The organism is Stenotrophomonas sp. YIM B13575, from assembly GCF_042787595.1.
Taxonomy (GTDB): domain Bacteria; phylum Pseudomonadota; class Gammaproteobacteria; order Xanthomonadales; family Xanthomonadaceae; genus Stenotrophomonas; species Stenotrophomonas lactitubi_B.
The window spans coordinates 31,199-54,301 of sequence record NZ_JBHZOP010000064.1; the positions used below are offsets into that span (position 1 = coordinate 31,199).

The following is a 23,103-nucleotide window of genomic DNA, read 5'->3' on the forward strand; positions in this document are numbered from 1 at the left end:
GGTTACACCGTCATGAGGCGAAGAGTGATGGAGAAGTAGTCAGGGTCCAACGCGGGCACCGCAAAGCGAATCGGCTCCGCCTCGATGGCCGGTCCATCAGCGCGCCGCCAGCGCACTTGGAACGTTCTTTCGCCGCCGTTGTGAGCGGGGACGATCAGCTCCAGCGGCGCGACGCGCGTCTCGCCTTCATTCGCCTGTAGCGCACGAAGCACAGGCAAATTCACCGGACCGACATAAGCTGTGCCATCCCGGCTGGTTTGCAGCGTGATGGGCCGTCCCGCTTGGCGCGCCGACTCTTGAACGATCAAGGCACCGGTCAGGCTTGTTCGGACCTGCTGCCCCACCTTCCAGGCGGTGAACTCGTCGGTCCATTGGAGGTCGGCCGGCAACTCGATTCCGGCCAGAACAATACGGGTCATCATCGCCCCCTCACGGAAACGGACCGGCTCTTCCGAACCTGCTGCAGCACCAACGGCGCCACGATGCTGGCGAGGCGCTGCGCCTCCTGCACTTCGCGCGCGGTTACGCCGGCCAGAACCTCTTTGCCGGGGGCCTTCCAGTCGATAATCAATACTTGTTCAGTCTTCCCGCCAGAACTAATCCGTGCCGCATCTGCCCTGGCTTGCGCCTCGGCCTCAGCTTCCGCAGCGCGCCGCCGCTCCTCCATCGCCTGCTTTGCCTCACGGTCGCGCTCGAGGCGCTTTGCTTCGATCTGATTCTCGATCTGGACGATCTCCTCAAGCTCACCGGGGCCAACCAAGTCGAACCGCTCTGCCAGCGCGCTGCGCGCCGTCGAGAGATCCTCCATGCCCTTCAGGACGGCCTCTTGCTCTTTCTTATACTTGGCGAGATCTTGGCGCTGGTCGTACAGCGAGTTCCAGATGTTGGCGAACTGTTGCAGTCCGTTCGGTCCGTTCATCTGGGCCAGCATTTCGCGCGTCTTTGAGGAGATCTCACCCATCTGCAGGGAGAAACCTTGCGCGGCCGAGCTGGCGCCGCCCAAGCTGCCGCCTGCAGATTCGGCTCCATCGGCCACCCTCTCGACCCCCGAAGCCGCTGCGTTGGAGCTGGCTTCAACCTCCTTCAAGGCACCAGTGACACGATTGGCGCCACGCTCGATCTTGTCCATCGCGCCCTGGCCGATGCCGCCCATATCGTCCAGAGACTCGTTGGTCAGGTAGATCGCGCCCTGGACATCAAGCTGCGCCTGAAGTTGGGCCTGCTTCCACTTGTCACTGTCGGCGACCGTAGCCTTCGCGGCATCCGAGTACGCCCGGAACGCACGCCGAACGTCCTCGACGGACGCCTTGCCCTTTGCCGCGCCGGCACGGATCGCATCGAATGCGTCCTTGGCTGCATCCCGCGCGGCGTTGAGGGACGCCTGGGACTGAATGCCCAGACGGCTGAATTCATCAGTCAGCGGGCCAAGGCCGACCTCAATCTCACGGATACGGGCACGCAGTGCCGCAGCTGAGCGCGCCGCAGAATCGAAGCCGACTTTGCCCTGCTCGCCCGCTGCCTGCAGCAGCGAGCCCAGAGTACGGGCCTCATCCAGCGTTGCCACCTTGCCCAAAGCCGCCTTGAACGCAGCCTCGATCTGCGTTCCAGTCGCAACGGCGTTCTCGGTAATGGCACCAAACGCCGCGATCGAATCCCTGCCGGCGCCGGTGAAGCTAACGCCGAGGCGACCAGCCGCCACGCCCAGCTTTTCCATTGCCGCAAGGAGAGTGGTCTGCAGCACCGCAGCAGCGTTCGCCGCGCCCTGCGGCAGTGCGTCAAAAGCAGCCTGTGCTGCCCCCTGGAAACGGGCCAGCTCCTCTCCTGACAGGCGCTGCAAGGTTGCCAGCAAGCCATCCCGCACATTGCGCTCAGCCGCCCCACCCTGGTCGGCGATGTAGCCCAGCGCGACTCCGACCGCCTCAAGGCTGCCGCTGTCAGTGAAGTTGAGACCGCTGAACAGTTTGCCGATGGACTCGTTGGCGAGGCGAGCATTGCTGGTGATTCCGTCCAATTGCTCAACAACAAGCTGGGCCGCGCCACCGATGCCGTTCCTGACCGCGTCAGCCGCAGTTTGGGCGCCCTTGGCCATGACCGCGAAGCCTGTCGAGACCTCCAACAGACGGTCTGTCACCCGCCCCAGATCCTGCAGCTGATCGGCAGTGGCGACACCAGCCTTCTGCTGCATCAGCAGGAAACCCTCTTGTGCGGTCAGGTACTGTTCCAGCCCCGACAGGCGCTTCAGGTAAGACTGGCGCTCCGCCTCGCCCATCCGCGAAACTTCTTCTGCCGTCTTGATGACGACATCGCGGTAGTCAATGAACGAGATAGCTTGCTGGCGCAGCTCCCGTGCCGAATCGCGAACTTGGCTAGCATAGGCACGTTGGGCCTCGCCAGCGCGCTTGAGCGCAGGGTCGTGTTGTTTCCAGATGTCCTGGGCTACAGTCTTCAGTACGCCCAGACCGCTGACAGCCGACTCCAGTCCCAGCAACGCAATGGTGATCGGAACAGCTTTCGGAAGGCCGCGCAGCAATAGGCCGAACCTCCCAATGCCACGACTTCCTGATGCTACTGCGGCGTTGTTGGCAATCTGCGCCTGGGTCGTTGCAATCAACGCTACGCGCCAGGCGTTGAGCTGCATCAGCGCGCCGATGATCTTGAACTGGGCATAGGCCGCAGCCATCAACCCGATCACTCGGGCGTGATCAACCACCCACTGCGTTGTTCCCTTCACCGCCTCGGCCATTGTGATGATGGCCTGGGCGGTCTGCTTGGCCCAACGAGACAAGCTGCCATCTTTGGCAAGGCGATCCAATGTTCCCAGAAGCGTCGTGAGCTGATCCTTGAAATAGGTCAGCACACCCTGATCGGCGACCTCTTGCTTCCAGTCCTTGAAGCGGTCGGTGGCTTCCTTCCACAGGCCAGCGATCGTGCCAACCTTTGCAGCGGCCGCGGCACCACCGTACGACTCAGCCAGAAGATCCAGAATGATCGACTGGGCTTCGGCGACACGCCCGGTAGCCTCCAGTTCCTTGATCAGCACCTTCTGACTATCTGAGAGCGTGAAGCCCTGCTTGCTCAACCCCTCCATCGCCTTGGACGGAGTCTGCAGCGCCTTGCCTACCGTCTCTGCAGAGGACTCCAAGGAGATGCCCAGGCGCTGCGCCTGGTCGATGGTGATCTGCATCGCGGCGGAGAATTGGTCGCCCACGATGTTGGTATAGGACAGCATGCGCACCATAGCGCTGTTGATCTGCCCATCATCAAACAACCCGGTCTGCAGGCTCTTGCCGAGCGCCTGCAGTTTCTCTGCAGTGAACTCGCTGGTCCGGCCAGTGGCATGCAGCGCAGCCTCGATCTGAGCCAACTCCTGCTCGGCGTCGCTGCCTTCCTTGATGATGGCTTTGATGCCCTCAACAACCCGATTCAAGCCGACAAACGCGACCGCACCGGCGGCCACCGCCTTAAGCTTGCCGAACCACCCCGCCGCGCTCTCTGTGGCGCCCGCGAGATTCTCACTACCTGCGGCCGCTTCCTCGGCGCGGTCACGATAGGCGGCGAGTGACTTCTGTGCGGCTCGACTCGCGTCTGCCTGCTTGCGGAAGGCAGCATCGCCCTCAGCAATTTGCTGGGTGCGGCGACGCGTGGCCGCAGCCTCTTCAGCGGCGGCCTTCGCCTGCGCGGTCAGTGCGGCCGCAGCCCGCGTAGCCTCGGTGCGCAGCCGCTGCTGGCTGTCTGCCAGCTGCGAGGTGTTCACACCCAGCGTCGCCAGCTCGGTGTCAGCCTTGCCGACCGCCTCCCACTGCTCGTTCAGCGCCTTCTTAAGCCGCTCGCCTTCCTTCCGGAGATCACGCTGGGCCGCAAGTACATCGCGGGAAGGCTTCTCCATCTCCCCGATGCGAAGGCTCAGCGCGAGCGCCGCTGCTTGGTTAGCACCAAACTCGCGCTCAAGTTCGGCGAGCTGATCAAGCATGCCGCCAAAGGCATCGGCCTTCGAGGCTGCCGCGTTCAGGCCCGTCAGCGAGTCCAGAAGCTTGGTGGTCTTGCCAGCCGTCTCGACCGACACATCCCCGAGGTCACCAAACGCCAGGCGCAGGGCTTCAACACCCTCACGCCCCTGCGTCTCGATGACTACTCGGATTGCTTCTTCCAGCCGGTCAGCCATTGCTGTTCCCATTCACGCGCCACTGTCGGCGCAGCTCGGTTGAGTAGTAGGTGTGGAACCGATCGATCAGTCGGCGGCGAGTGGTCAGCGCTCGGCCGTTCCCATCGGCACCGGACAGCATTTCGAATGGGCTGGGGCCTCGTAGGATTCGAACCGGGCCACGTCCGTGCCGCTTCTGCTTGGCGCTGTCCCAGCTGCGCACACGGATAGCTTTCCTGCCCTTGATCGTGGCGATGAACGCACCGTCATAGGTCTTACTGTCACCCACGCCGATACTTGCGGTGGCACCAACCGATTTCCGCCCGACCCACCGACCTCCGAACTCCAGCAACGAGATCTGGCGAGTGCTTGCCCAGATGGCCAGGAAGTCATCCCGCCCACGCTTACCCGTCCGGTAGCCCTGCTCCCCGGTCTCCACGCGATACTTCCCACGCAGGGTGGTTGCCCGGACGTTGTAGGAGCCCCTGACCTCCTGGCTGACAGCGGCGCCTGCCCGTCGCTGCAAACCAACGAAGGCACGCTGCACTGAGAGGTCGTAGCGATTCAGCGCATTGCCTGCCAAGTCGGAAAGCCCGTGCAGACCTTTCGCTCGACGTCCGCTGACATAGAACTTCAGGACGTTGTTATTGCGATTCGACGCCATGGCACCATTCCCGGCTCAGACCAGGAGGGCGCCAGGCCGGCGCCCTCCACATAGCAACTACTGCCCCCGCGTCAGCCTGCTGACTGTGCGGCGATCTTGAAGGTGTACAGGTCAGCCTCGCCGGCCTGGAAGATCACCGGACCGGTCAGGGTCACCTGGATCGGCTCATCGCTGAACCAGTCGACATCGCCATCGACGGTCAGGTCGACGTTCGGGATCGTCAGCAAGCCTTCGTCACCGCTGATGCGATCCTGCATGTCCCCCAGGACCTGGAACGACTTGCTCGGGGTGGTACCGCCGCTGATCGCGGTCTCCAGATAGGCATCGAAGTTGTAATCGGCAACCACAACATCGCCGGCCTGCAGCGCGCCCCCCTTCTTGGGGATCAGCAATCCATGACGGGGCTCGAGGTCATAGTCGGTGCCCTTCACCAGGTCCACTGCGCCCTTCTTGAACACCGGCGCCGGCGTTGCTTCGATGAAGTTGTGCGGCAGCTTCACGGGCGTATCCACGCTGCCAACAGTGACCGACACAGCGCTGGCCGAGCCGGCTGCCACAGTGGTGTTGACCAGGGTGCCGTACAGCATGCGAGCCAGGAAGGCCGGCGGCACTTCCAGCGCGGTAATCGAGACGTTGGTGACGCCCGGATTCGAGTCCTTGTGGATGATCTGCTGATAGCGAGCATCGCGTCGCTTGCTCTTGATCTCCACCGAATCGCCGGCTTCGTAGCTGAAGGTCAGCGAGGACTGCTCCAGGGGCTGGTTGCCGAACTTGTCGGCGGGCTCGGGAATGACGGGGACGCGTACGCCCTCGGCGCCGTGCTCCCAGAAGCGCAGATCACCTGCGAATTTGCGGACTTTGGGCTGTGCCATGGTTCTGGTTCCTTTACGGGTTGGACACGGGCTCAAAGGTCTCGGTCAGACCAGCCCGCGCGGTGATCTGAGCGACTACGGCGGTATGCCCGGCATCGTCCTCCAGGGTCGCCAGCTGGGTTTCGAGCAGCTCGAAGCTGGTCACCCCCAGCGGTAGCGACTTCTCTTTGAACGTCAGGGCGCGGATCAGGTCGTGGCGCGCGCGATGAACGAGCAGCCTGGGATTCGCCTCATCACTGCCACGCGGAACTTCGAACTCGATGGTGATGGCCGCATCGGAGCTGGACTGGGCCACACCGCCGCCACTGCGCGAAAGCTGGCGGACAGAGATGATCGTTGCCGGCTCGGTGCTGTCCTCGCCAATCTCGGTTTCATCGATGATCACGGCGCCCGCACCGATGTCGGTGCGGAAGCCACTGCTGCGCGAGATCAGGCGGACGCGAGCAGCCAGGAACTCCACCAGCTGCCACGACAGCGGCTCTGCCAGTTTATCCACGGCTCACCAGCCAGCGGCTCTGCGAGCCGTCATCGCTGATCTTCTTGCTGTTGACGAATACCTCAGTACCGAACGCGCTCGAAACCACCTCGAAGCGATCGCCCTGGTCAGGCGCTACGTCCGAACGCAGGTACGCGATCTCCACACGCCCTGCCCTGAACTGGCGCAGTTCGCCGATGGTCTCAACGTCGCGCTCCACGTAGGCACGCACGCCCTCGGTGGCCGGACCATCCTTGGCCGTGTACCGACCTCGCGACGCCATGCCAGCCAGCGCAAAGGCGGCGTGCAAAGTGCCGTCCAGATCGCGGAGGAAGTCGACCTCGCTCACTTCCCACCTCCGGCGCATAGCAGGGCAAAGGATTGCAGTCCCCTCACCTGTGCATCGCACTGGGCTGCGGCGCCAACAGCTCGGCCCGCACTCTCAATTCGGTCGTCGGCTCGACCATCAGGCTGGCTGGCGGCAGCGGCGGCTGCGGACAGCTCGGCAGTGGCGACGGTCGCTTGCCAGCGCTGGTGCAGGCGCTGGTTGCCAGCGCGAAGATCAGCGATAAGGCGATCAGAGGCTTTCTGTGCATCGTCCTTTTCCTTTTCATATATGGCGGCCAAAGCGTTCGCAGCGGCTGCGCTGCCACGTTCGGCCGCCAGCGTGGCGGCCGTTGCATTCGCCTCGGCGCGGGTCGCATCGCGTTCGCGCTCCATCACGTCACGGGCGGCAGCTGCCTGGTCGGTCGCGCGGTGCGCGATAGAAATCGACCCTCGCTGCCAGACAATCACGCCCAGCAGCAGAAGAGTGGCGAGGATGAGGGCACGGATCATGCGGACACCACCGGGTCTTCAGGCGGAATGACTGCACCGAGCCCACGCAGCGTGGATTCAAGCTGCCTGACTCGCATCCGCAATGCGCTGGCCTCCTCCTGTGCCTTGAGCCGCATCATCATCTCTTGCTGCAGCCGCTCGTCCTGGACCGAGACCCTCTGTTCCAGCGACCCGATACGCTCGGAAAGACCCTTGATGAGATCCACGTTCGCATCAGTCTCGGTGCGTTCCTTCTTGCGCGACAGAAATGCAGCCCAGGTCTCGCGCAGAATCCACACGGCTACGACGCTGCCCGCAGCCCACCAGGGAGCCGTGGCGGTGACACCGCCGCCGACCATCAGCTGAGCGCCTCGGCGACACCAGCGCTGACCACATCGGCACTCCAGTACATGCCACCGTTCTCGTGCTTTGCGATGGCCGTCGCGAGACGCCCGAGCGTCACCGGGTTATCCAACCGGATGACTTCGGAAGGTGCGACGCCCACCGCCGCCGCAACCTGCCGGACGTAGGCGCCCGTATCGTTCTCCACCGGTGGTGCCCAGCGTCCGATGATCTCCTTCACCGTGCGGAGGCCGTGCTTGCGCTGATAGGTGAGCAGTGTCTTGCCCAGAGCCCTGAAACCCGCCTGCGGGGTCAGGAAGACGCAGAAGCGAGCCTCGCGGGCGATGGCAGCTGCCGACCGGTCCTCGCCCTGCCAGGGCGTGCTGGTGCGGTCGATGTTGCCAGGATTGTTGTTGCGTACGCCGCGCGGCGTGCCAGTGGTGCCCATGCGATCCCCCGTTGTCGCTGTGGAAGAACCGGCACCGCTCACGCCACCCGGGCTTCTGTGAGCGGTGCCGGCCAGTTTGATTACGCCTTGGTGGCGTTGCCGGGCGAAAGACGGACTTCGGCGGTCGTCTGGCCGGTGGAGCCGGCGGCCCAGGCGAACGCTGCGCCGGTGATGTCGCCGGCCACGGCAGTCGCGGAACTACCGTCGACTGCCTTGGCGCTTGCGCTCCACACCAGCTTTTCACCCTGCTCGAAGACCGCCGTAGGCACCTTCGGCAGCGTGAACACGCCGCCCAGGGCTACGCTGCCCGTCGCGCCGGCGGCGATGTTGACCAGGGCAACCCCCAGCTGATGACCGACGACAACCGCCTGACCCGATGCAACCTGCTGTTCGGTGGTGTTGGTCCAGGGGATCACGTCCCCATCGGATACGAAGTTCTGTGCCATGTCTCAGTGCTCCAGTTGGGGATCAGCCGCAGCGCTGCACGCCGCGATAGTCGAGGGCGGCAATGCCGAAATCGAGGCGGGCCTTCCAGCGCACACCGTCGACGGTGAAGCCTTCCTCGTAGTCGAGGAAGGGTTCGGTGATCCCATCAAGGAATGCGACCTCGATGGCCGGACAGTCGTTCGGATCGGCGAACAGGTACCACTTGTCGTCCTTGATGCGCGCGGTGTCGACGATGTCGCGGAAGAGACCCTGCACCGCGTTCGGGCGCTGCAGCTTTCCTTCAGCGTCCGGGTCGTACTCGGCCTTGTTGGTGACACGCGCGGCACTGCCGTACTTGGTCGGACCGAGCCAGAGTGCCGGCGACAGATCCAGTACATCATTCCCGCCCACGTCCTTCTGCTGGGCCAGCTGGACGCGCATCGCGTCGACCGAGGTGACGCTCGGCACTGCTGCCGCCAGGATGTTGCCGTGGTCGGCGTGGAACAGCGTCTTGTTGGAATCCAGCTTCGGATTGCTGGCGAGGAACGCATACGCGTCGGCCTCAATGGTCCGCTTTGCGGCACGACCGAAGGCGGTCGCCAAGCCGAGGAACGCACCCAGGTCGTCGTTGATGATCGCCTGACGCGTCAGGTTGATGGTGTTGCCCTTGGTGCCAGCGGTGATGGTTGCCTTCTCGCCGTCCGGGATCTTCTTGTTCTTGAACTCGCCAGCCTCGGTCAGCTTGTCCAGGTTGCCAATGCTGCCCACGCGGTAGCGCGAATGCTCGCGGAAATCACTGACGGTGCCGGTGACGCACCAGCGGGACCAGGTGTCCGGCGCAACGGCGTAGGCCGCCTGCAGCGCCTTGTGCATCGTGCTTTCGAGCAGCACCGGGAAGTCACTGCCGCTCTGCGTGAACGCGCGGCCGACCAGCTCCAGCTTCGCCATGCCATCGGTGCGTACGCCGCAGCGCTCCAGGCTACGACGGGCCAGGTCCATCAGGGTCAGGCCGCGCACTGGATTGTCACCGGTGAGCGCGAAGATCCGCTTGGTTGCGGGATCGATCACCTGGGCTCGGTGCAGCAGCGCATGCGTCACAGCGGAGCGCTGCAAATCCTGCTCGTCCTCGGTGACGCCGATGCGGTTGATGTTGCCGCCAGCAGCGGCATCGCGCTGCTCCAGCGTGGTCAAGATCAGGCCACGCACGTGGTCGACCGAGTGACCAGCGCGAATCCAGCCAGCTGCATGCTCGGTCTGGCCGTGGCGGGTTGCCAGCTCCACGATGTCGGCTGCGCGCGTGTCACCTTCCGGAGCCTGAGCTGCGGCCGGCGCTGCCGGAGCCGGGGTGTTGTTGATGGGTTCCTGCTGGACCGCCGATTCGGCGGCGCGGGCGGCGGGCTGAGGCATGGTGTGCTCCTGCGACGATGCGCTACGGGTGAATACACAGGGGGTCCCCTGTGCGGGTTGATTGCTGCGGGTACCTGCTGCCGGGTCGGCCGGCACAGTGACGAAGCTGATCTCGCTCGGCGTCCACTCCACCGCGCGGTAGATCGGCAAATCGCCGGGGTTGACGGCGCGCTCGATCTCATAGCGCTGCACGGTGTAGCCAACCGAGATATTGCGAATGATTCCGGCACCGATATCGGCGACTACGCCGGACAGCTCCTCGCGACCGGAGAGACGGATAAGGGCGTGGCCTTCACCATTGGAGAGCCAGGCGCGATCAACCACTCCCATCTGTGAGCCGATACCCCAGGTGTTATGGCTGTCCAGGACCGGCGCAGCGCCAGACGACAGACGCTCCATGTTGCAGGCAGCCTCATCAACGACCAGCTCCTCCCAGTAGTACGTGTCATTCCACCAGTCGTAGCGGCGCACTCGGGTACCGGCGGTCCACTGGAGTTCGATCGTGCGTGCCTCGCTATCGAAGCTGGTCGGCTGCAGCTCGGCCTCACGCAACTGCGGGGGCATGAGGCGTGTCGTACCGTCTTGCGTCGGAGCCTGGATTGGCTGGGGCATGGTCATTCCTCGTTGGTTGTTGAGGCGTCGACCAGGCCGGTCCGGGCGCCACTGGATTGAAGGAAAGTCATCAGACCGAGGGCGCCGGTCTCTTTCATCCGCTTGAAGTCCTTGCCCATCTCGACGTAGACCGCATCCGGGTCGTAGCCACGCCGACGCAGCGCTTCACTGGGTGAGTTGAGACCGGCGCCCATCGCCGCGATTTCCGATTCGATGTCCTGCTTGGGGTTGACGTAGTCCCAGCGCGGCGTGCTCCAGTCGGCAGTGCTTCCCGTGGAACGCACCCCACCACCAAGCGCAGCTGCTTCGTCAAACCAGCGCCAGATCGGCTTACACATCTGCGGGACCAGCACCAGCCACTGCATCTGCTCGCAATCACGACGGAACTCCATCTGCCGGATGCGGGCACTGGAGAAGTTCACCTCACGCATATCACCGGTGGCCGACTCGTAGGGGACACCGATGCCAGCAGTAATGATGTGCGCGTTGAACTTGCAATATTCGACGTAGCCCCCTGCCGGCTTTGGCTCGACAGTCTGGAAGGCTGTGGCACCAGTGATGTGGGTGACGCCACCGCTGGGCAGTGGCCCAAGGTCGGTGACCTGGTCGCGATCTGAGCCGAGCTGCGAAGGGCCGTCATCGTCCGCGTTGGACATCGAGTCGATGTCGCCACTGACGATCACACCAAGCCGCGCTTCCAGGTTCTTCCGCGCCAGCTCGGCGTCTTCGTATAGCATCAGGTCGCGCACTCGCGCGATCACCGGGGCGAAGCGCGTAATGCCGCGTCCCTGCCCGGGGCGGACGGGGTTGTACAGGTGGATGATGTCGGATGCCGGCACCAACGAACTGCTCAAGCGTACAGAGCCACGCACAGCCTCACCGGGATGCGCTCCGAACAACCAGTAGCCGCGAATCCGACCGATCGCGTCGTACTCAATGCCGTTGATGATTTGACCACCGCCCGACGCAGACCCGTTCTTGTTCCCGTCCAGCCAGTCGATCTCCAGTACCTGAAGCTGCAGCGGGACTGCGAGACCGTCCGACTGACGCCTGGTGCGGCGGCGAATCATGACCTCACCGTCCTGCTCCATCGCGCGATACGCGGTAGCCATGAGGCCGTAGATGTCCGACTTTCCATCAGCATCCGCCACATCGGCCCAGCGGCCCCACAGGGTGTCCAGCGCGGAAGCGTTTGGGCCTTCGGCCTTGGGAGTAATGCCGGTCCCGATCGTTGCGCTCACCAGCACTTGGAGGGACCGCGCGCAGTACGGAACGTTCTGCACCAGCGCCCGAGCTCGGTTCCGCAGCTCGCGGGCGTCTGCCAGGTGATCGGTGTTCGCGCTGGCCCCCGCCCTACGAACACGCCAACCGTCAGCGCGCGAAGCGCCCTCGTAGGCACGTACCGCATCAAGCGTTGCCCTGGCGCGGTGACGCTTCAGGGCTGCCTGCGGAGAAATGGCGCCGATGACCCTGTCCAGCAGCGAGGCCGCCATGTCAGAAGCCCCTCAGCGTCGTGAAGCGGTAGCGGCGTGTGGCCGACTTCCGTCGGCCAGCCGTCACGGCGGCAACCTCAGCTTCCATGCGGTCCAATGCCGTCAACATGGCTTCGACGGACTGATACGTGATCTGACGATCACCATGCCGAACGGACAACTGACCGCTGGCGATGGCGGCCTTCAGCCTCTGCACATCGTCTTTGGTCCAGCTCATCAGTGAGGCATCCGCGAGATCATGGATGCCAGTTTCCTGATCAAGTGCGGGTGAGTCTCGGGGAACTCACCCGCACCCCCTACTCATTGGCGCAAGGCTCATCAAGCAAGCGGTACAGCGTCCGTCTGTCAATCCTGAACCTCCTGCACAGCGACCGTACAGACTCCTGTTCCTGCATCCCTTTTCGGATCTCATCCACAGGGTAGGCACTGATTTGCATGCTGGCGGGGATGTACAGATCCTGTGCTGGGTACTCCTCGACAAGGTAGGCCACCACGGCCTCCACAACGCTGCGTATATCGTCGCTATCACATCGCAGGCGCAGCGCGGCGCCGACCGCGAGCTCCTCCGTCAGCTCACTGATTCGTACCTTGTTTCGGACTGTGTTCCTGCTCACCACTGCCTCCCCGTGCTGCGAGGCTGCGCGGGACGTTGCCGGCGAGGAACACTCGATGTTTCACGGGAATCAGCGGACGTGTCGGCCTCCGACGCAGCACCTTGCGTTTCGCGTGAAACGTTCACGCTTGGCGGCGCAGCCAGCCTTTGTTCCAAAAGGTCCCAATCGGAACGCGTGAAGCGGTTGATGCGGACCTCTGGGTGATGGGTCGCCGCGTAGGCATACACCCAGGTGTCCAACGGCTCGTTTCGGGTCACCTTCTTCTCAAAGCGATTCTTGACAGGGTTGTAGACCTCCGACACCAGGCCCGGGAAGAACTCCTCCGGTAGCTGGTCACTGAGGTGGACCATGCGATTCTCGGGCTTACGCTCGGCGTCAGCCGACAGACGGCTGTAAAGGTAGTGCTTGGCTGCAACGGTACCCACGTGGTTGATGGTGATGCCGCGCTTGTCAGTCTTGCCCTTCCAGGTGACGTCAGCCAGCTTGCCCTTGGACAGCACGGGAGCGTTGTTGGGTACAGCACCAAAGATGCACATTGGTCGGGTGATGCGCCGCTGACGGACGTAGTTTTTGACGGCTTCGGTGCGGTGGCCACCAGCGTCGATGGCCACTGCCATCGGCCGGAGCAGCGCGCCATCTTCGCGCTCGATTGCGCGGTTGAGCAAATCGGTCAGGGCTACCCACACCGCTTCCTCGGCTGGATCGCCCTGCAGCTCCACATAGTCCAGCGTCCATGCGGTCATACCCCGTCCCCAGCCGACGACGTGAACAGCAAGACGGTTGTCCTGCGTATCCACACCTACGGTGATAGCCAGCACACCTTGCGGAGCCGAGCGAAGCGCATAGGGCTCGGCACGATCTTTGATGACATTGTGCTTCACTGCCCGCATTGCCGGGTCTTCCCACGTCTCGGCCAGGCGATCATTGACGAAGGTCTTTAGAGAAGCGGGATCGCCCTGCGCCTCCAGCCATTCCTTCACCAGGTCCAACCAGCGCGGCCCCAGGCCGAACTGGTAGTAGAGGCAGTTGATGGTGTAGCCGCGAATGGGCGAGTCAGGGTTGGCCGCGACCCAGCGCCCGTTGGCGATCATCTCGGTCTTGAAGTGTTCCTCGATGGCGACGCCGCACTCGCAACAGGCGTACCACGCGTGGCTCTTGTCGGGCGACCACACCAGACCACTCCACTGCAGCGCCTGGTAATGGCCGCAGTGGGGGCACGGCACGTGATAGCGACGCTGATCGCTCTTGTCGTACAGCTTGGCGATGCGGCTGAGCCCGGCGATACCAGGCGTGCTGATGTACTGCCGTTTGTAGGTGGTCGGGAAGGACGATGTGCGGCCGTCCAGCATCTTCACCGGGTTGTCGCCCGTGGAGAGCTGCTGCGGCGCCTCATCGATTTCATCCACCTGCAGGTACTTCACCGTCGACGACTTCAGTCGCTGCGGGCTACCCATGTGCTCCACGAACAGCTGGCCGCCAGCAAAGTCCTTGAAGGTGCGTTGGTTCGCGCTGTCGCGGCTGGCGGTGCTGGTCAGCGCCTTCTTCACTGCTGCGCAGACCTCGATCATCGGGTTGAGCTTTTGGGCGATCCACTTGTTCATGGACACCTCACCCGGCAGCGCGTACATCATTGGGCCCGGTGCATAGTCCATCCAGTAAGCCATGGCATTGGTCGCCAGCTGGCTCTTGCCGAACTGGATCGGGAACATGCAGACCTGATCATGCACCGGACTACGGGCGGACATGTTGTCCATCGGCTCACGCAGCGGCGGGTTGCGGTCCGTCACCCACCGGCCGGGCTTGCTGCCGCTCTTGGTAGACAAGCGCATGTGTTCATCGCACCACTGCGACACACTCATGGGCCGCCGCGGCTGCAGCGAGCGCGCCAGCACCGACGCCAGGCAGCTCTGTGCCTCCATCATTCCGCAGCCTCCGCTGCCTTGGCCGCCAACGTGCGGAAGCCCTGGCTCAGTTCTTCCAAGGCGTGGCTCACCTCATCCCAGACCAGCCGCCGGCACCCGGCCTCATCCAGCGTTGCAGCGAGCTGTGGCGCCAGCGTGTCGGCTAGGCGCTCCATCGCACCCCGGAACGTCGTTGCATGCTCAGCGAGGAACGCCTCCACGTCTGCGCGCGGCAACAGCAGCCCCAGCTCCTTCTGCAGCGCGATGTGGGCCATGTGCGCGTCGGTCTCGGCCTTGTCAGCGAGCGCCTTGGCCTTGCGCGCGGAGTCCGGGGTCTGAGGGCGGCCGGCGCGTGAGGGCCTGGCATCGTCGTCGTCGCCGTCCTCTTCGTCGTCATCGATGTCGGCGTCGACGGCATTGGCCCCATCCCCGCCCCCCACCAGCGCGCTGCCGCGCTCATCTGCGTGGCGCTGGGCGACACCGGCATAGACCGGGTCTGCGGTGCGAGCGTAAAGCTCCAGGGAGGCGGCCTTCAGGAATCCCTTGCCGCTCTCACCCGCCACCACCCTGCCCTTCTTCCTCAGCTCGACCACGTAGGACGGCTTGCAGCCGATCAGCGAGGCCAACTCCTTGCCAGTGATCGTCACGTCTTCCTCAGCCATTGCTACCCCCTTCTCCATTTCCTTCGAAGATCGTTAAAGCGGAAAAACGCGCGCGCGCGAGCATGTGCGGGCTGTGCGGCAGTGTGTGCGGGAGGCGATAGCCGCTGAATCCACGCGGCGCAAGGCGTGTGCGGCGTGTGCGGGATGTGCGGTCACCCATATACGCACGCGAGCCGCACTGCGGCGTGGCGTTGCGATACCCGTTCGCGCCCGCGCCCGCCCATGTAGGCCGATGCCCGCACATCCCGCACACGCCTACTGCTGCAAGCGATTCACGGCAATTCGATGCCCGCACATCTGCCCGCACATCCCGCACACGCCGCACATTGATGGGCATAGTGATCACGCACGCCCCTTGTAGTCGGAGTACATGCGGCGGAATGACACGACCTGGTCGCCCAGCCATGCCGCCTCTGTCTTGCCGTCAGGCACCGTGCAATCGCCCAGCATCAGGAAGCCATGCGGCCCGTTCACGGTCTGCTCGATCTGGTAGCGCTTCCGCGCCCGGTCGGGATGGACGATCTGGCGCTTGCGCACCAGCGCGTTGATGAACTTTGGTGACGGCGCCGGGCGTGGCATGCCTTCGCGTGCGCACCAGGCCTTGTAGACCTCGTACCACTCCTTCGAGAGCGCCGGCATGGGTTTCAGCCCAGGAATGTCATCGCCGTAGAGCTCGTCCAGGAAACGCTGCGGGCTGTCTTGGCTCAGGCCGATCAGTTCTTCCTTCGCCTGAGTCATCGGCGGGTTGGTGCCGTTGGTGAATCCGGTCAGATCAACCTGCAGCAGGTAGTGGTGCAGCGCTGCCGTTGCGCCGTTGCGGATATCGGCCAGTACCTCGGTGTAGAACTCCGAGCTCAGCTTGTCCGGGGTCCATATCACCGCGTGGCGCCGGTCATCCTCTTCCAGCACGACCGGCATCGCCTCGTTCGAGAGAAACACCAGGTTGGCGTGGTTGTCTTCCTCGTAGGCTTGGATGTTCTTCGGGTTGATGCGGATGCGGTCACCCGTGATCAGCGCCTTGAGCTTGTTCTTGAGGTGGTAGACCTCGGTGCGTGCAACCACTTCGTCGGCCAGTAGGAACAGCTTGCGGCTTGCCCAGTCGTTGAACTTGTCTTCCAGGGCGGCCTGGTCAAGCACACGGCCGTACTCACCGTAGAGCTTCATGTACTCATCAAAGAACATGTTCTTGCCCGTGCCCTGCGGACCATGGATGACGATGGTCGATTTCATCTTGGCGCCCGGATGCTGCAGCGGGTAGGCAAGCCACTTGACCACCCAGTCGTACAGCGCCTTCTGGTTTGCCTCGTTCCCGCACATGTGCCAGAGCAGCTGCAGCAGCCGGTCGCAGTTACCCTCCTGCGGCACCGTCGGCCAACCTGCGAAGAGATTGCAGGTCACGCCCGGCTTCTCGCCCGAGGGGTCGAAGTCGACCTCGCGGACACGCACGATGGACCGATCCGAATGCTCCATCCACGCGCGGTGCAGCTCCTTGCGCACGCAGGCATCGCGCATATCGCCCAGCGCCACAAGCATGTGCTCTTTGTGGTCGAACACCGTGCCGCCCTGCCCATAGACCAGCGCGAAGCGCTCGAGCAGCTCGGTCAACGAATGGATGGGGGACAGTGGATCATTCCCCTCGCCCCCGTCGTTGGTGATGGAAGGCGCGCGTTTTTCCGCAGGCACCCGCCAAGAAAGCTCCGTGAGACGGGCCTCGACCTGCGCTCGCACGACATGCAGACCCTCTTGTGCGTGCAGATCGTTGAAGTCGCTGACCTTGCGGCCGGTGTCGATGAAGCACTCACGCCTGGCCGGCTCATCGGCGAATACCGGGTGCAGCACCGCTCCGCCCACGTCCAGCGCTGCGGCCTCGGCACCGAGCAGGCCGGCATTCGACGCGCCATGCGGCTGCGCGCACGATGGGCAGAACTGCGGATGGTCGGCCAGCACCAAGCGGCTCTTGCAGTGCCGGCACTTCTGCAACACGTCGTCATCGGCGCAGAGCAGCATCTTGATGCCGCGATAGCGCTTCGCCAGGGCCGAGGCGACGGCCAGCATGTTGCCAGCATCGAACGCCACGGCCACCGGGTAACCCGTCGCCATGTGCAGCGTTGCCGCAGTGGCATAGCCCTCGGCCACCAGCAAGATCCACTGCGGGCTTCCGCCGATCAGGTGGAAGTGGCCCTTTTTGACCATGCCTGCCGGCCAGTACTCCTTGGCCGGTTTGCGCCCTGCGGCCGCCAGCTTGGCGCTGCGCAGTACCTGCAGGCCATGCACTTGGCCGTTGACGTCCAGCAGCGGGACAAGTGCGGCACCCGTGGTGCCATAGCGCAGGCCGAAGCCCTGCACGCCCTTGCTGACCAGGTAGTCAGCATCGCCGACTGCATTCGCCTTGGCCCAGGCCGACGATGCCCGCTCGGCCGCACGCTTCGCTTGGGTCTGCCGGGCAGACTCCGCGTTGCGACGATCCTCGGCCAGGCGGTTCCGCAGCGCTTCGCGCTGTTCATCGGAGAAGGTCTTGTCGCGCTTACGCAGATCAACCTTGGTCGCGCCGTTGTCGTTGCCGTGCCAGACGCCGTAGATGCCGACGACCAGCACTTCGCCGGCCGAGGTGTTCAGTTCGTGGAGCGCGTACCAGCCCCGGCGCTCGCGTGAACCTTCGACGCGGCACCGGACCATGCGCCCGGTGGTGTCCAGTTCGGTGACCAGCAGGCCGGCAGACTGCAGCTGCTGCAGCACATCCCCATAGTTCTCAGACATTCAGTAGTTTCCCGAGCCGCTATCTACCCAGGAAATGCGCGTCCGAATACCCGCGTCCGTCAGGTCCAGGGAGGACCCATCGCTGGTATCGCGAATGGCTCGCAATGCCAGGGCGGATTCAGTAGCGCGGGCAGCACGCGGCCTTTCACAAGCCACCCGGGGGGATGGGGCCGAATCAGTGCTTGCTTGATACATCTGGATTCCCCAAAGGCAGGCAGTGCTGCCGGTTGTCTTGCTGCTCTTGTCGCTGGCGGATGCGCTCGCGCTCCGCCAATGCTTCTTCACCTACCAACCTGGGCACCGCGTCAGTCAGCGCCAAGGCGGCCAGTTCCATTGCTTGCCGCGCAGATGCGCTGGCTATGCCACGCCGTCGATATCGGGATCGATGGGCGTGGTGGGTTGCCACGTCAGTCCTCCATCCCCTGCTTACCAGCAGCACGGCAGGCATTGCGCTCCAGTCGGTAGCAGAGCCTTCGCACATCGCGCGATAGGTCCTGGATTCGATCCGCCTCGGGGACGGTCAAGCGCTGGTCGGCCATAGCGTCGATACCGGCGCCAGCCAGCGCGCCGGTCAGCTTGTGCAGCTCCAGCAGCTTTGCCTGGATCGCGGCCAGCTCGTTCGGCCAACCACCCTCGGGTGGCGGCGGTACGTAATCCACCATCAGGTCGTACTGACCTGCGAGGGAGCACACCCAGTCGGTGGCAATCTCCTGCGTGACCACGAACTGCTGCAGGTAGTCCGTCAGGATCTCGGCCATCTCCATGGAGATAGACTCACCATCGATGCCTCGCAGTTTTTTGCGCAGCGTCTCTGCCGAGATCGACTTGCCCCTACGCTTGCTGATGTGTGCGGCCGCATCCTGCAGACCACCTGGGGCGCGGGCCACTGCGTTGTGCAGGGCATCCCGCCAGTAAAGATCAGAGCGGAGGCAGGTCATGCGTCCCCCTGAAACGGGCCAACGATCATCGTGGGAAGGCTGATTGCGGCCGGGGCAACATTGGCGCCATGGCAGAGATCATCAGCTTCCCGCAGCGCATGCGCTTCACCGCGATCCGCACCTACGACGCCGCATCCGGCATCGGCGGCGTGGTCGCGGTCCTGTTCGCCCCGGCGCGCAAGGCTCTTGTATGTAGACCGATTCATGCCGTCTCAGCCGGCCAGATGTCAGGGCGGATCGCAGCAAGAGCCAAAGGCTCGCAGCCAAGCTCGCCACCGATCTCTACTGACGCCAGCTGAATCTTTCGCGCCAGGATTGGGCTGGGCTTCTTGTTCCTCCAACCGGTCGCGCACTGCCACAGGTATCCCTCAGAACTGCCGGTCAAGGCAGCGAGGCGCCGCTTACGTTCGGGGTCCGAAATGAAGGTGAGTAGGTCCATAGGGCCAGTATTTAGCCCCGAGCTAAACGTTAATGTCAAGCACGCAGCGCAACTTCGGCGTTTAGCTACTAGCTACGCTTGCCGTATGGATGCCATCACCGCCAGACACCTCAACCTCCAGGCCCTGGTCGCCACGCTCAAACCCCAGTTGGGGACGCAAAAAGCGATCGCCATCCACCTGGACATGGCGCCTTCCTATCTGAACCAGCTATTGAGCGGCAAGAAGATGGGGGATGACGTTGCGCGCAAGATCGAACGCGCGGCCGGGCTATCCCATGGCTGGCTGGACCAGCCGAGGTCCGACGACGACGCTGGTGCTGGGGCCCCTGCTGGTTCTCAGGATCTGCGAATCGACCCTGAGATCATCGCCTCCGCGATCAGGCTCGTGAGGCTAACGTTCGCCAACCTCGGGATTGATGACTTCAGCAATGAAGAAGACGGTACGCCACTGGCTTATGCCTACGAGTACCTATACCAGCGGGGTGAGGCAACGGTAACTCCCGACAACCTGATCGACTTCAGCAAGGCGCTTGCACAAAGGCTCAGGGAGAAGGATGGAGAAGCAGAAGAAGGAACCCCCGGCCGCCGGGACGCTCGAAGCATTGGCTCAGGTGATCGCACAACGCGTCGCAAGGCGTGACGGGCAAAAGCCCAAGCTCCGCTTAGTCGAAGCACCTAGGCCATCAACCATCGATAACGTAACGCGAGACAGCATTCTCCGGCGTATCCGCTGGCTCCGCGATCACTACAACTTGGGCTGCTTGATCGACCAAGCAACATTCAACACGCCAGGCATCGATTGCCTTGAGAACGACGCGCTGGTGCGTCTGCATCGAGAAATGGAAGCCGCCAGAGAATGCTGCATGGACGGAGTTCCTTTGGATGAAGCTGGCTTCATCCGAGATGTTTCCATCTAGGACGCGTGACCCTGAAGCAAAGCAAGTGGGCGCGCAACGCGCCCACATCTATGGTGTGCCGGCACCTGAGTATTTTTCCCGCGTGACTCGTTCTCGCTCAGCACGGGCGTCGCCGCATCGCTTCCTAGCCTCGGCCATCTGGCTATCTGCAGAGATCCTGTCGGCTGTCTGGGCCTGCTGCAGGCTAGCAATCTGAGACCTTATCCCAGACGCATAGGTGGCGCCGGCAAGGTTATTCCTTGCAGTAGCCAGTTCACGATTTAGCGCAGCGATCTGACGTGACACATCCTGCCCCCGGGCGTTGACCGGGCCGTAAATCCGACTTTGCTCCGAGGACAAGCAGTTCCGTTCGGAGATGCCAGCATCTGCGAGCTCTGTCGTCTGATACACCGCCGCACGATTGGCAGCCTCGCCCGCACTCTCTGTAGAAGCTCGATTGGAGCGCAGCTTCATCGGCGCTGCGCCTGCGGAACACGGGGCTTGCGAGTAGACCGTCTCCCCGGCTGCCCCCTTGCACTTGAACACCTCTGCCGAAGCCCAAGGCGAAACTACAAGCGCAACCCCCAGCATCACCAACCTGCTAAACATCGCAGCCTCCCTGGCACCTGTATGCCTGGGAATTATCAGGCGTGCCCTTCCCTTTTTCAGCCCCTGACGAAAATTTAGCTCACAGCTATTGCAATGACAATTTAGCTGTGGGATAAATTGCCTCGCCGGCCAACGACCGGCGGGCGACCGGCGGGTCGCCACCTTGCCGGCCACTCCCCTGACCGGCAGTAGCCGCCCCCTCGGCCATTGACCCGCCGGCGCCCTCCTTCGAACAGGAGCGCGCCATGTCTCATCGCTACGCCGACCCAAGCCCTTGCCTGCTGCCGATGTTGGCCGTGAAGGCCCTGCGGGCAGTGGCTGCACGCGATCACAGCACCGCCCGGACCCTGTGGGTTCGCAGCAAGGGCGAACACAGCCGCAACCAGCTGCGCCGCTCCCGGCGCATGGGCGTCGCCAGCCTCCGCCTGGAAGCCTGCTCACGGGACCTGTCTGCCGAGGTGCGCGCATGAGCACCGTGGAATCCCCCCTGGCGACCCTCCAACGCATTGCAGCCACAAACGGCGAGTTCGGCGCCGTTGCCGCAGCTACGCCTGACTTCATGATTCGAGTGGGCGAATCGATGCTGAAGAAGCAATCCGTCGATCTGAGCGCTGCCCACACCGCGCTCTCTGAGCTGGTCGACCATGGCGATCGCCTGACTGCGGCGTTCCGCGCGCTTGGTCAATCCAATGGCATGCAGGCTCAGATCAACGCGCACCGCGAATGCGAAGCTTCGATGCTGGCATTCGCCGCTGCCCTCGCCCGCGCCAAAGGCGGTGCCGCATGAGCCGGCGTCTCCGCCTCGCTTGGGCCGCCGTCGCACTGGTGGCCGCAGTTGTCGTGCCACTGCGCATCGCAGAGATCCACCAGGCGCACAGCGACCGCGATGCGGCCAAGGCGCGCTGGGCGCTCAGCACCTCGGTGAGGGGCTGACCATGCGCCAGACCTCTCGCCCGCTCCCCGACTCCGTGCCGCTGTGTGGCCCCGGCCATCGGCCTCACGTCGTGGTGACTGAAGGCGCCCCGACCGGCCATCGCCTGGGCGCCCCCTGCCCGCCGCTGCTACACATCGAATGCCATCGGTGTGGCCTCGCCACCCGTCCGGTACCAATGGAAAAGGCCGCGCTGGCCGAGCTGCGCTGGACCGATCCGAGCCTTGTCCACCTGCGCATCCCGATCTCCCTGCTCGCCCGCCATCGCGGCGAAGTACTTGCCGAGATCGCTGCCGCTTCCCCTTCCACGCCCATCGCCGCCTGACCAGGAGAACTGCCCATGGCCGCTCCACTGAAGCCGAAGGAAAAAGCCGCGTTGCTCGCAGCGCATGGCGCTTCCGACCTCACCCTCCATCGCACCGCCAACGGCTTTGCACCCCGCAACCGCCCCGAGAAGCTTTTCACACGCCGCGTCATGAACTGGCTGGATGAGCGCGTGCTGATCAGGTACGACGACCCGCAGCTGCCGCGCAAGGCTACCTTGACCGCCACTGGCATCGCTGCCGCCGAGGCCGAGATTGCCAAGGCGCGCGACCTGGCACTCACGGCATGAGCGTGCAAACCACGCTGCCTGTGGAGCAGCAGTTCGCCACCGGTCATCAGGGCGAGTCGCTCGTCCTGCTGGTGTGCCAGGGCTGGCTATGGGCCGGCCTTTACACCGCCGCGCCCCGCGAGTTGCTCCTGAAGGTCGCCGCCAGCGCCAGCCGGAGCGTGGGGGTATCGCACCAATCGCTCACCCTCGGCGGCGTCACGTTTTCCCTCAACCGACTTGCCGCACAGGCCGCGCACCGCTGGCTCGACCGCCAAGGCGTGCGCGTTCGGTCGACCTCCCCCATCAACCGCGCTACACGCCGCACGCGAGGAATCTCGGCATGAGCCGTTCTGTTGTGATCTATGGGCCGCACCTGTGCGGCAAGAACGCAAACGCGCAGGAGCTGTGCGAACACTTCGGCCTGCAGGCCGTGATTGAGGACTGGGATGGGCACAGCAGCTACCCGCTAGATAACACACTGGTCCTGACCGAGAACCCCGATGCTGTCGCCGACAGCTCATCCAAGGTGATGCATCACGGCTGGGCCATGCGCGAACTGATCGCAGGGGCCCGCGCATGAGCGCCCGTCCACAGCAGACCGGCCGAGCTGCCGAAGTGCGCAGGGTACTGTCCATGTTTCCGCAAGGCGCCACGGTCGAGCAGATCAAGACCGCTGGCCGCATCAACAGCACCCACCAGGCCATTGGCTACACGCTGAAGGGATTGGCGCGCAGCGGCCAGGCCATATGCCACCGCTCCGGCGTGCGCGGCATCTGGCGCCTCTCCAGCCACACGCAACATGCGATCGCCCCGCTGCGCGCGGCACCTGTCCGAGTGCAGCCGACCTGCGCGCTAGGTCCGCTTACAGGCGTCAGTGACGCGGCGACCACGATCCGACACCGGGAACTGGACCGACAGCAGCTGGCCGACGACCTGGACGCTTTCCTCGCAGCGGGCGGGCACATCGAGGTGCTGGGGCACACCCCGCTTCGTCCGCTGATGAGCCGTCACGCGGCCAACCACGGCAGCTATGCAGAGCGCGTGGCAGCCCATGAAATCGACTGAGGC

General features: G+C 64.0%; 29 protein-coding genes. 10 read left to right on the forward strand and 19 right to left on the reverse strand.

The window, feature by feature from the left end; translation table 11 throughout:
- Positions 1-2: 2 nt before the first annotated feature.
- From ACFX4F_RS12035 to ACFX4F_RS12120, 18 genes are all read right to left on the reverse strand, one after another.
- Positions 3-419 carry a hypothetical protein gene (locus ACFX4F_RS12035; protein ID WP_380655531.1) on the reverse strand — a complete coding sequence of 139 codons (417 nt, stop codon included), beginning with the start codon at positions 417-419 and terminating at the stop codon, positions 3-5.
- Positions 419-4,162 (reverse strand): Laminin subunit alpha-2, encoded by a 3,744-nt coding sequence (locus ACFX4F_RS12040; protein ID WP_380655534.1) that lies wholly within the window; start codon positions 4,160-4,162, stop codon positions 419-421. The genes ACFX4F_RS12035 and ACFX4F_RS12040 overlap by 1 nt, the downstream gene beginning before the upstream one ends.
- Positions 4,155-4,805 (reverse strand): hypothetical protein, encoded by a 651-nt coding sequence (locus tag ACFX4F_RS12045; RefSeq protein WP_380655537.1) that lies wholly within the window; start codon positions 4,803-4,805, stop codon positions 4,155-4,157. The genes ACFX4F_RS12040 and ACFX4F_RS12045 overlap by 8 nt, the downstream gene beginning before the upstream one ends.
- 71 nt (positions 4,806-4,876) lie before the next feature.
- The gene (locus ACFX4F_RS12050) at positions 4,877-5,677 is read right to left on the reverse strand and encodes a hypothetical protein (protein ID WP_380655539.1); all 801 of its coding nucleotides are present in this window, start codon (positions 5,675-5,677) and stop codon (positions 4,877-4,879) included.
- Positions 5,678-5,690: 13 nt separating this feature from the next.
- The gene (locus ACFX4F_RS12055; protein ID WP_380655542.1) at positions 5,691-6,173 is read right to left on the reverse strand and encodes a hypothetical protein; all 483 of its coding nucleotides are present in this window, start codon (positions 6,171-6,173) and stop codon (positions 5,691-5,693) included.
- Entirely contained in the window at positions 6,166-6,501 is a 336-nt protein-coding gene (locus tag ACFX4F_RS12060; RefSeq protein WP_143994125.1) for a hypothetical protein, read from the reverse strand. Before ACFX4F_RS12060 ends, ACFX4F_RS12055 begins: the two co-directional genes overlap by 8 nt.
- Entirely contained in the window at positions 6,498-6,989 is a 492-nt protein-coding gene (locus tag ACFX4F_RS12065; protein ID WP_380655544.1) for an endopeptidase, read from the reverse strand. The genes ACFX4F_RS12060 and ACFX4F_RS12065 overlap by 4 nt, the downstream gene beginning before the upstream one ends.
- Entirely contained in the window at positions 6,986-7,327 is a 342-nt protein-coding gene (locus tag ACFX4F_RS12070; RefSeq protein ID WP_049423649.1) for a hypothetical protein, read from the reverse strand. Before ACFX4F_RS12070 ends, ACFX4F_RS12065 begins: the two co-directional genes overlap by 4 nt.
- Positions 7,327-7,758, reverse strand: coding sequence for a structural protein P5 (locus tag ACFX4F_RS12075; RefSeq protein WP_235651097.1), 432 nt, complete (start codon positions 7,756-7,758; stop codon positions 7,327-7,329). The genes ACFX4F_RS12070 and ACFX4F_RS12075 overlap by 1 nt, the downstream gene beginning before the upstream one ends.
- Before the next feature lie 80 nt (positions 7,759-7,838).
- The gene (locus tag ACFX4F_RS12080) at positions 7,839-8,204 is read right to left on the reverse strand and encodes a DUF2190 family protein (RefSeq protein WP_049442274.1); all 366 of its coding nucleotides are present in this window, start codon (positions 8,202-8,204) and stop codon (positions 7,839-7,841) included.
- Positions 8,205-8,226: 22 nt separating this feature from the next.
- Positions 8,227-10,203, reverse strand: coding sequence for a prohead protease/major capsid protein fusion protein (locus tag ACFX4F_RS12085; RefSeq protein WP_380655548.1), 1,977 nt, complete (start codon positions 10,201-10,203; stop codon positions 8,227-8,229).
- Positions 10,204-10,205: 2 nt separating this feature from the next.
- Positions 10,206-11,696, reverse strand: a complete 1,491-nt coding sequence (locus ACFX4F_RS12090; protein WP_380655551.1) for a phage portal protein — start codon at positions 11,694-11,696, stop codon at positions 10,206-10,208.
- A 1-nt stretch (position 11,697) separates the two neighbouring features.
- Positions 11,698-11,913 carry a phage head-tail joining protein gene (locus ACFX4F_RS12095; RefSeq protein WP_235651093.1) on the reverse strand — a complete coding sequence of 72 codons (216 nt, stop codon included), beginning with the start codon at positions 11,911-11,913 and terminating at the stop codon, positions 11,698-11,700.
- A gap of 79 nt (positions 11,914-11,992) precedes the next feature.
- Positions 11,993-12,310, reverse strand: coding sequence for a hypothetical protein (locus ACFX4F_RS12100; protein WP_199157845.1), 318 nt, complete (start codon positions 12,308-12,310; stop codon positions 11,993-11,995).
- Positions 12,307-14,232, reverse strand: a complete 1,926-nt coding sequence (locus ACFX4F_RS12105) for a phage terminase large subunit family protein (RefSeq protein WP_380655555.1) — start codon at positions 14,230-14,232, stop codon at positions 12,307-12,309. The genes ACFX4F_RS12100 and ACFX4F_RS12105 overlap by 4 nt, the downstream gene beginning before the upstream one ends.
- On the reverse strand, positions 14,229-14,873 hold the full coding sequence (locus ACFX4F_RS12110; RefSeq protein WP_380655557.1) for a hypothetical protein: 645 nt from the start codon (positions 14,871-14,873) through the stop codon (positions 14,229-14,231). Before ACFX4F_RS12110 ends, ACFX4F_RS12105 begins: the two co-directional genes overlap by 4 nt.
- A 342-nt stretch (positions 14,874-15,215) precedes the next feature.
- Positions 15,216-17,630: a DUF5906 domain-containing protein gene (locus ACFX4F_RS12115; RefSeq protein ID WP_380655560.1), complete on the reverse strand. Its 2,415-nt coding sequence runs from the start codon at positions 17,628-17,630 to the stop codon at positions 15,216-15,218.
- Positions 17,631-18,037: 407 nt separating this feature from the next.
- Positions 18,038-18,568 carry a hypothetical protein gene (locus ACFX4F_RS12120; protein ID WP_049423631.1) on the reverse strand — a complete coding sequence of 177 codons (531 nt, stop codon included), beginning with the start codon at positions 18,566-18,568 and terminating at the stop codon, positions 18,038-18,040.
- A gap of 68 nt (positions 18,569-18,636) precedes the next feature.
- Between ACFX4F_RS12120 and ACFX4F_RS12125 the strand changes: the two genes are divergently transcribed.
- Both ACFX4F_RS12125 and ACFX4F_RS12130 read left to right on the forward strand, forming a co-directional pair.
- The gene (locus ACFX4F_RS12125; protein ID WP_049423629.1) at positions 18,637-18,867 is read left to right on the forward strand and encodes a hypothetical protein; all 231 of its coding nucleotides are present in this window, start codon (positions 18,637-18,639) and stop codon (positions 18,865-18,867) included.
- Positions 18,868-19,092: 225 nt separating this feature from the next.
- Entirely contained in the window at positions 19,093-19,647 is a 555-nt protein-coding gene (locus ACFX4F_RS12130; protein WP_239669987.1) for a hypothetical protein, read from the forward strand.
- Positions 19,648-19,972: 325 nt separating this feature from the next.
- Here the strand turns inward: ACFX4F_RS12130 and ACFX4F_RS12135 are convergent, their stop codons facing one another.
- On the reverse strand, positions 19,973-20,512 hold the full coding sequence (locus tag ACFX4F_RS12135; RefSeq protein ID WP_380655565.1) for a DUF4124 domain-containing protein: 540 nt from the start codon (positions 20,510-20,512) through the stop codon (positions 19,973-19,975).
- Positions 20,513-20,757: 245 nt separating this feature from the next.
- Between ACFX4F_RS12135 and ACFX4F_RS12140 the strand changes: the two genes are divergently transcribed.
- From ACFX4F_RS12140 to ACFX4F_RS12175, 8 genes are all read left to right on the forward strand, one after another.
- Complete coding sequence (locus ACFX4F_RS12140; RefSeq protein WP_380655568.1) at positions 20,758-20,982, forward strand: hypothetical protein; 225 nt, start codon at positions 20,758-20,760, stop codon at positions 20,980-20,982.
- Positions 20,979-21,299, forward strand: a complete 321-nt coding sequence (locus tag ACFX4F_RS12145) for a hypothetical protein (protein WP_152609517.1) — start codon at positions 20,979-20,981, stop codon at positions 21,297-21,299. Before ACFX4F_RS12140 ends, ACFX4F_RS12145 begins: the two co-directional genes overlap by 4 nt.
- Positions 21,296-21,445, forward strand: a complete 150-nt coding sequence (locus ACFX4F_RS12150) for a hypothetical protein (protein ID WP_185954495.1) — start codon at positions 21,296-21,298, stop codon at positions 21,443-21,445. The genes ACFX4F_RS12145 and ACFX4F_RS12150 overlap by 4 nt, the downstream gene beginning before the upstream one ends.
- A 176-nt stretch (positions 21,446-21,621) precedes the next feature.
- Positions 21,622-21,768 carry a hypothetical protein gene (locus tag ACFX4F_RS12155; RefSeq protein WP_380655573.1) on the forward strand — a complete coding sequence of 49 codons (147 nt, stop codon included), beginning with the start codon at positions 21,622-21,624 and terminating at the stop codon, positions 21,766-21,768.
- Between the two features lie 15 nt (positions 21,769-21,783).
- Positions 21,784-22,056, forward strand: coding sequence for a hypothetical protein (locus tag ACFX4F_RS12160; RefSeq protein ID WP_043402296.1), 273 nt, complete (start codon positions 21,784-21,786; stop codon positions 22,054-22,056).
- Complete coding sequence (locus tag ACFX4F_RS12165; protein WP_380655577.1) at positions 22,053-22,379, forward strand: hypothetical protein; 327 nt, start codon at positions 22,053-22,055, stop codon at positions 22,377-22,379. The genes ACFX4F_RS12160 and ACFX4F_RS12165 overlap by 4 nt, the downstream gene beginning before the upstream one ends.
- Positions 22,376-22,615, forward strand: coding sequence for a hypothetical protein (locus tag ACFX4F_RS12170; RefSeq protein WP_380655580.1), 240 nt, complete (start codon positions 22,376-22,378; stop codon positions 22,613-22,615). Before ACFX4F_RS12165 ends, ACFX4F_RS12170 begins: the two co-directional genes overlap by 4 nt.
- Positions 22,612-23,100 (forward strand): hypothetical protein, encoded by a 489-nt coding sequence (locus ACFX4F_RS12175; RefSeq protein WP_380655583.1) that lies wholly within the window; start codon positions 22,612-22,614, stop codon positions 23,098-23,100. Before ACFX4F_RS12170 ends, ACFX4F_RS12175 begins: the two co-directional genes overlap by 4 nt.
- Positions 23,101-23,103 lie beyond the last annotated feature (3 nt).

Coding starts and splice junctions, on each gene's coding strand:
- ACFX4F_RS12035 (WP_380655531.1), bottom strand. CDS start 419: ATGACCCGTATTGTTCTGGCCGGAATCGAGTTGCCGGCCGACCTCCAA.
- ACFX4F_RS12040 (WP_380655534.1), bottom strand. CDS start 4,162: ATGGCTGACCGGCTGGAAGAAGCAATCCGAGTAGTCATCGAGACGCAG.
- ACFX4F_RS12045 (WP_380655537.1), bottom strand. CDS start 4,805: ATGGCGTCGAATCGCAATAACAACGTCCTGAAGTTCTATGTCAGCGGA.
- ACFX4F_RS12050 (WP_380655539.1), bottom strand. CDS start 5,677: ATGGCACAGCCCAAAGTCCGCAAATTCGCAGGTGATCTGCGCTTCTGG.
- ACFX4F_RS12065 (WP_380655544.1), bottom strand. CDS start 6,989: ATGATCCGTGCCCTCATCCTCGCCACTCTTCTGCTGCTGGGCGTGATT.
- ACFX4F_RS12070 (WP_049423649.1), bottom strand. CDS start 7,327: ATGGTCGGCGGCGGTGTCACCGCCACGGCTCCCTGGTGGGCTGCGGGC.
- ACFX4F_RS12075 (WP_235651097.1), bottom strand. CDS start 7,758: ATGGGCACCACTGGCACGCCGCGCGGCGTACGCAACAACAATCCTGGC.
- ACFX4F_RS12080 (WP_049442274.1), bottom strand. CDS start 8,204: ATGGCACAGAACTTCGTATCCGATGGGGACGTGATCCCCTGGACCAAC.
- ACFX4F_RS12085 (WP_380655548.1), bottom strand. CDS start 10,203: ATGCCCCAGCCAATCCAGGCTCCGACGCAAGACGGTACGACACGCCTC.
- ACFX4F_RS12090 (WP_380655551.1), bottom strand. CDS start 11,696: ATGGCGGCCTCGCTGCTGGACAGGGTCATCGGCGCCATTTCTCCGCAG.
- ACFX4F_RS12095 (WP_235651093.1), bottom strand. CDS start 11,913: ATGAGCTGGACCAAAGACGATGTGCAGAGGCTGAAGGCCGCCATCGCC.
- ACFX4F_RS12105 (WP_380655555.1), bottom strand. CDS start 14,232: ATGATGGAGGCACAGAGCTGCCTGGCGTCGGTGCTGGCGCGCTCGCTG.
- ACFX4F_RS12110 (WP_380655557.1), bottom strand. CDS start 14,873: ATGGCTGAGGAAGACGTGACGATCACTGGCAAGGAGTTGGCCTCGCTG.
- ACFX4F_RS12115 (WP_380655560.1), bottom strand. CDS start 17,630: ATGTCTGAGAACTATGGGGATGTGCTGCAGCAGCTGCAGTCTGCCGGC.
- ACFX4F_RS12120 (WP_049423631.1), bottom strand. CDS start 18,568: ATGACCTGCCTCCGCTCTGATCTTTACTGGCGGGATGCCCTGCACAAC.
- ACFX4F_RS12125 (WP_049423629.1), top strand. CDS start 18,637: ATGGCAGAGATCATCAGCTTCCCGCAGCGCATGCGCTTCACCGCGATC.
- ACFX4F_RS12130 (WP_239669987.1), top strand. CDS start 19,093: ATGGATGCCATCACCGCCAGACACCTCAACCTCCAGGCCCTGGTCGCC.
- ACFX4F_RS12135 (WP_380655565.1), bottom strand. CDS start 20,512: ATGTTTAGCAGGTTGGTGATGCTGGGGGTTGCGCTTGTAGTTTCGCCT.
- ACFX4F_RS12140 (WP_380655568.1), top strand. CDS start 20,758: ATGTCTCATCGCTACGCCGACCCAAGCCCTTGCCTGCTGCCGATGTTG.
- ACFX4F_RS12145 (WP_152609517.1), top strand. CDS start 20,979: ATGAGCACCGTGGAATCCCCCCTGGCGACCCTCCAACGCATTGCAGCC.
- ACFX4F_RS12150 (WP_185954495.1), top strand. CDS start 21,296: ATGAGCCGGCGTCTCCGCCTCGCTTGGGCCGCCGTCGCACTGGTGGCC.
- ACFX4F_RS12155 (WP_380655573.1), top strand. CDS start 21,622: ATGGAAAAGGCCGCGCTGGCCGAGCTGCGCTGGACCGATCCGAGCCTT.
- ACFX4F_RS12160 (WP_043402296.1), top strand. CDS start 21,784: ATGGCCGCTCCACTGAAGCCGAAGGAAAAAGCCGCGTTGCTCGCAGCG.
- ACFX4F_RS12165 (WP_380655577.1), top strand. CDS start 22,053: ATGAGCGTGCAAACCACGCTGCCTGTGGAGCAGCAGTTCGCCACCGGT.
- ACFX4F_RS12170 (WP_380655580.1), top strand. CDS start 22,376: ATGAGCCGTTCTGTTGTGATCTATGGGCCGCACCTGTGCGGCAAGAAC.
- ACFX4F_RS12175 (WP_380655583.1), top strand. CDS start 22,612: ATGAGCGCCCGTCCACAGCAGACCGGCCGAGCTGCCGAAGTGCGCAGG.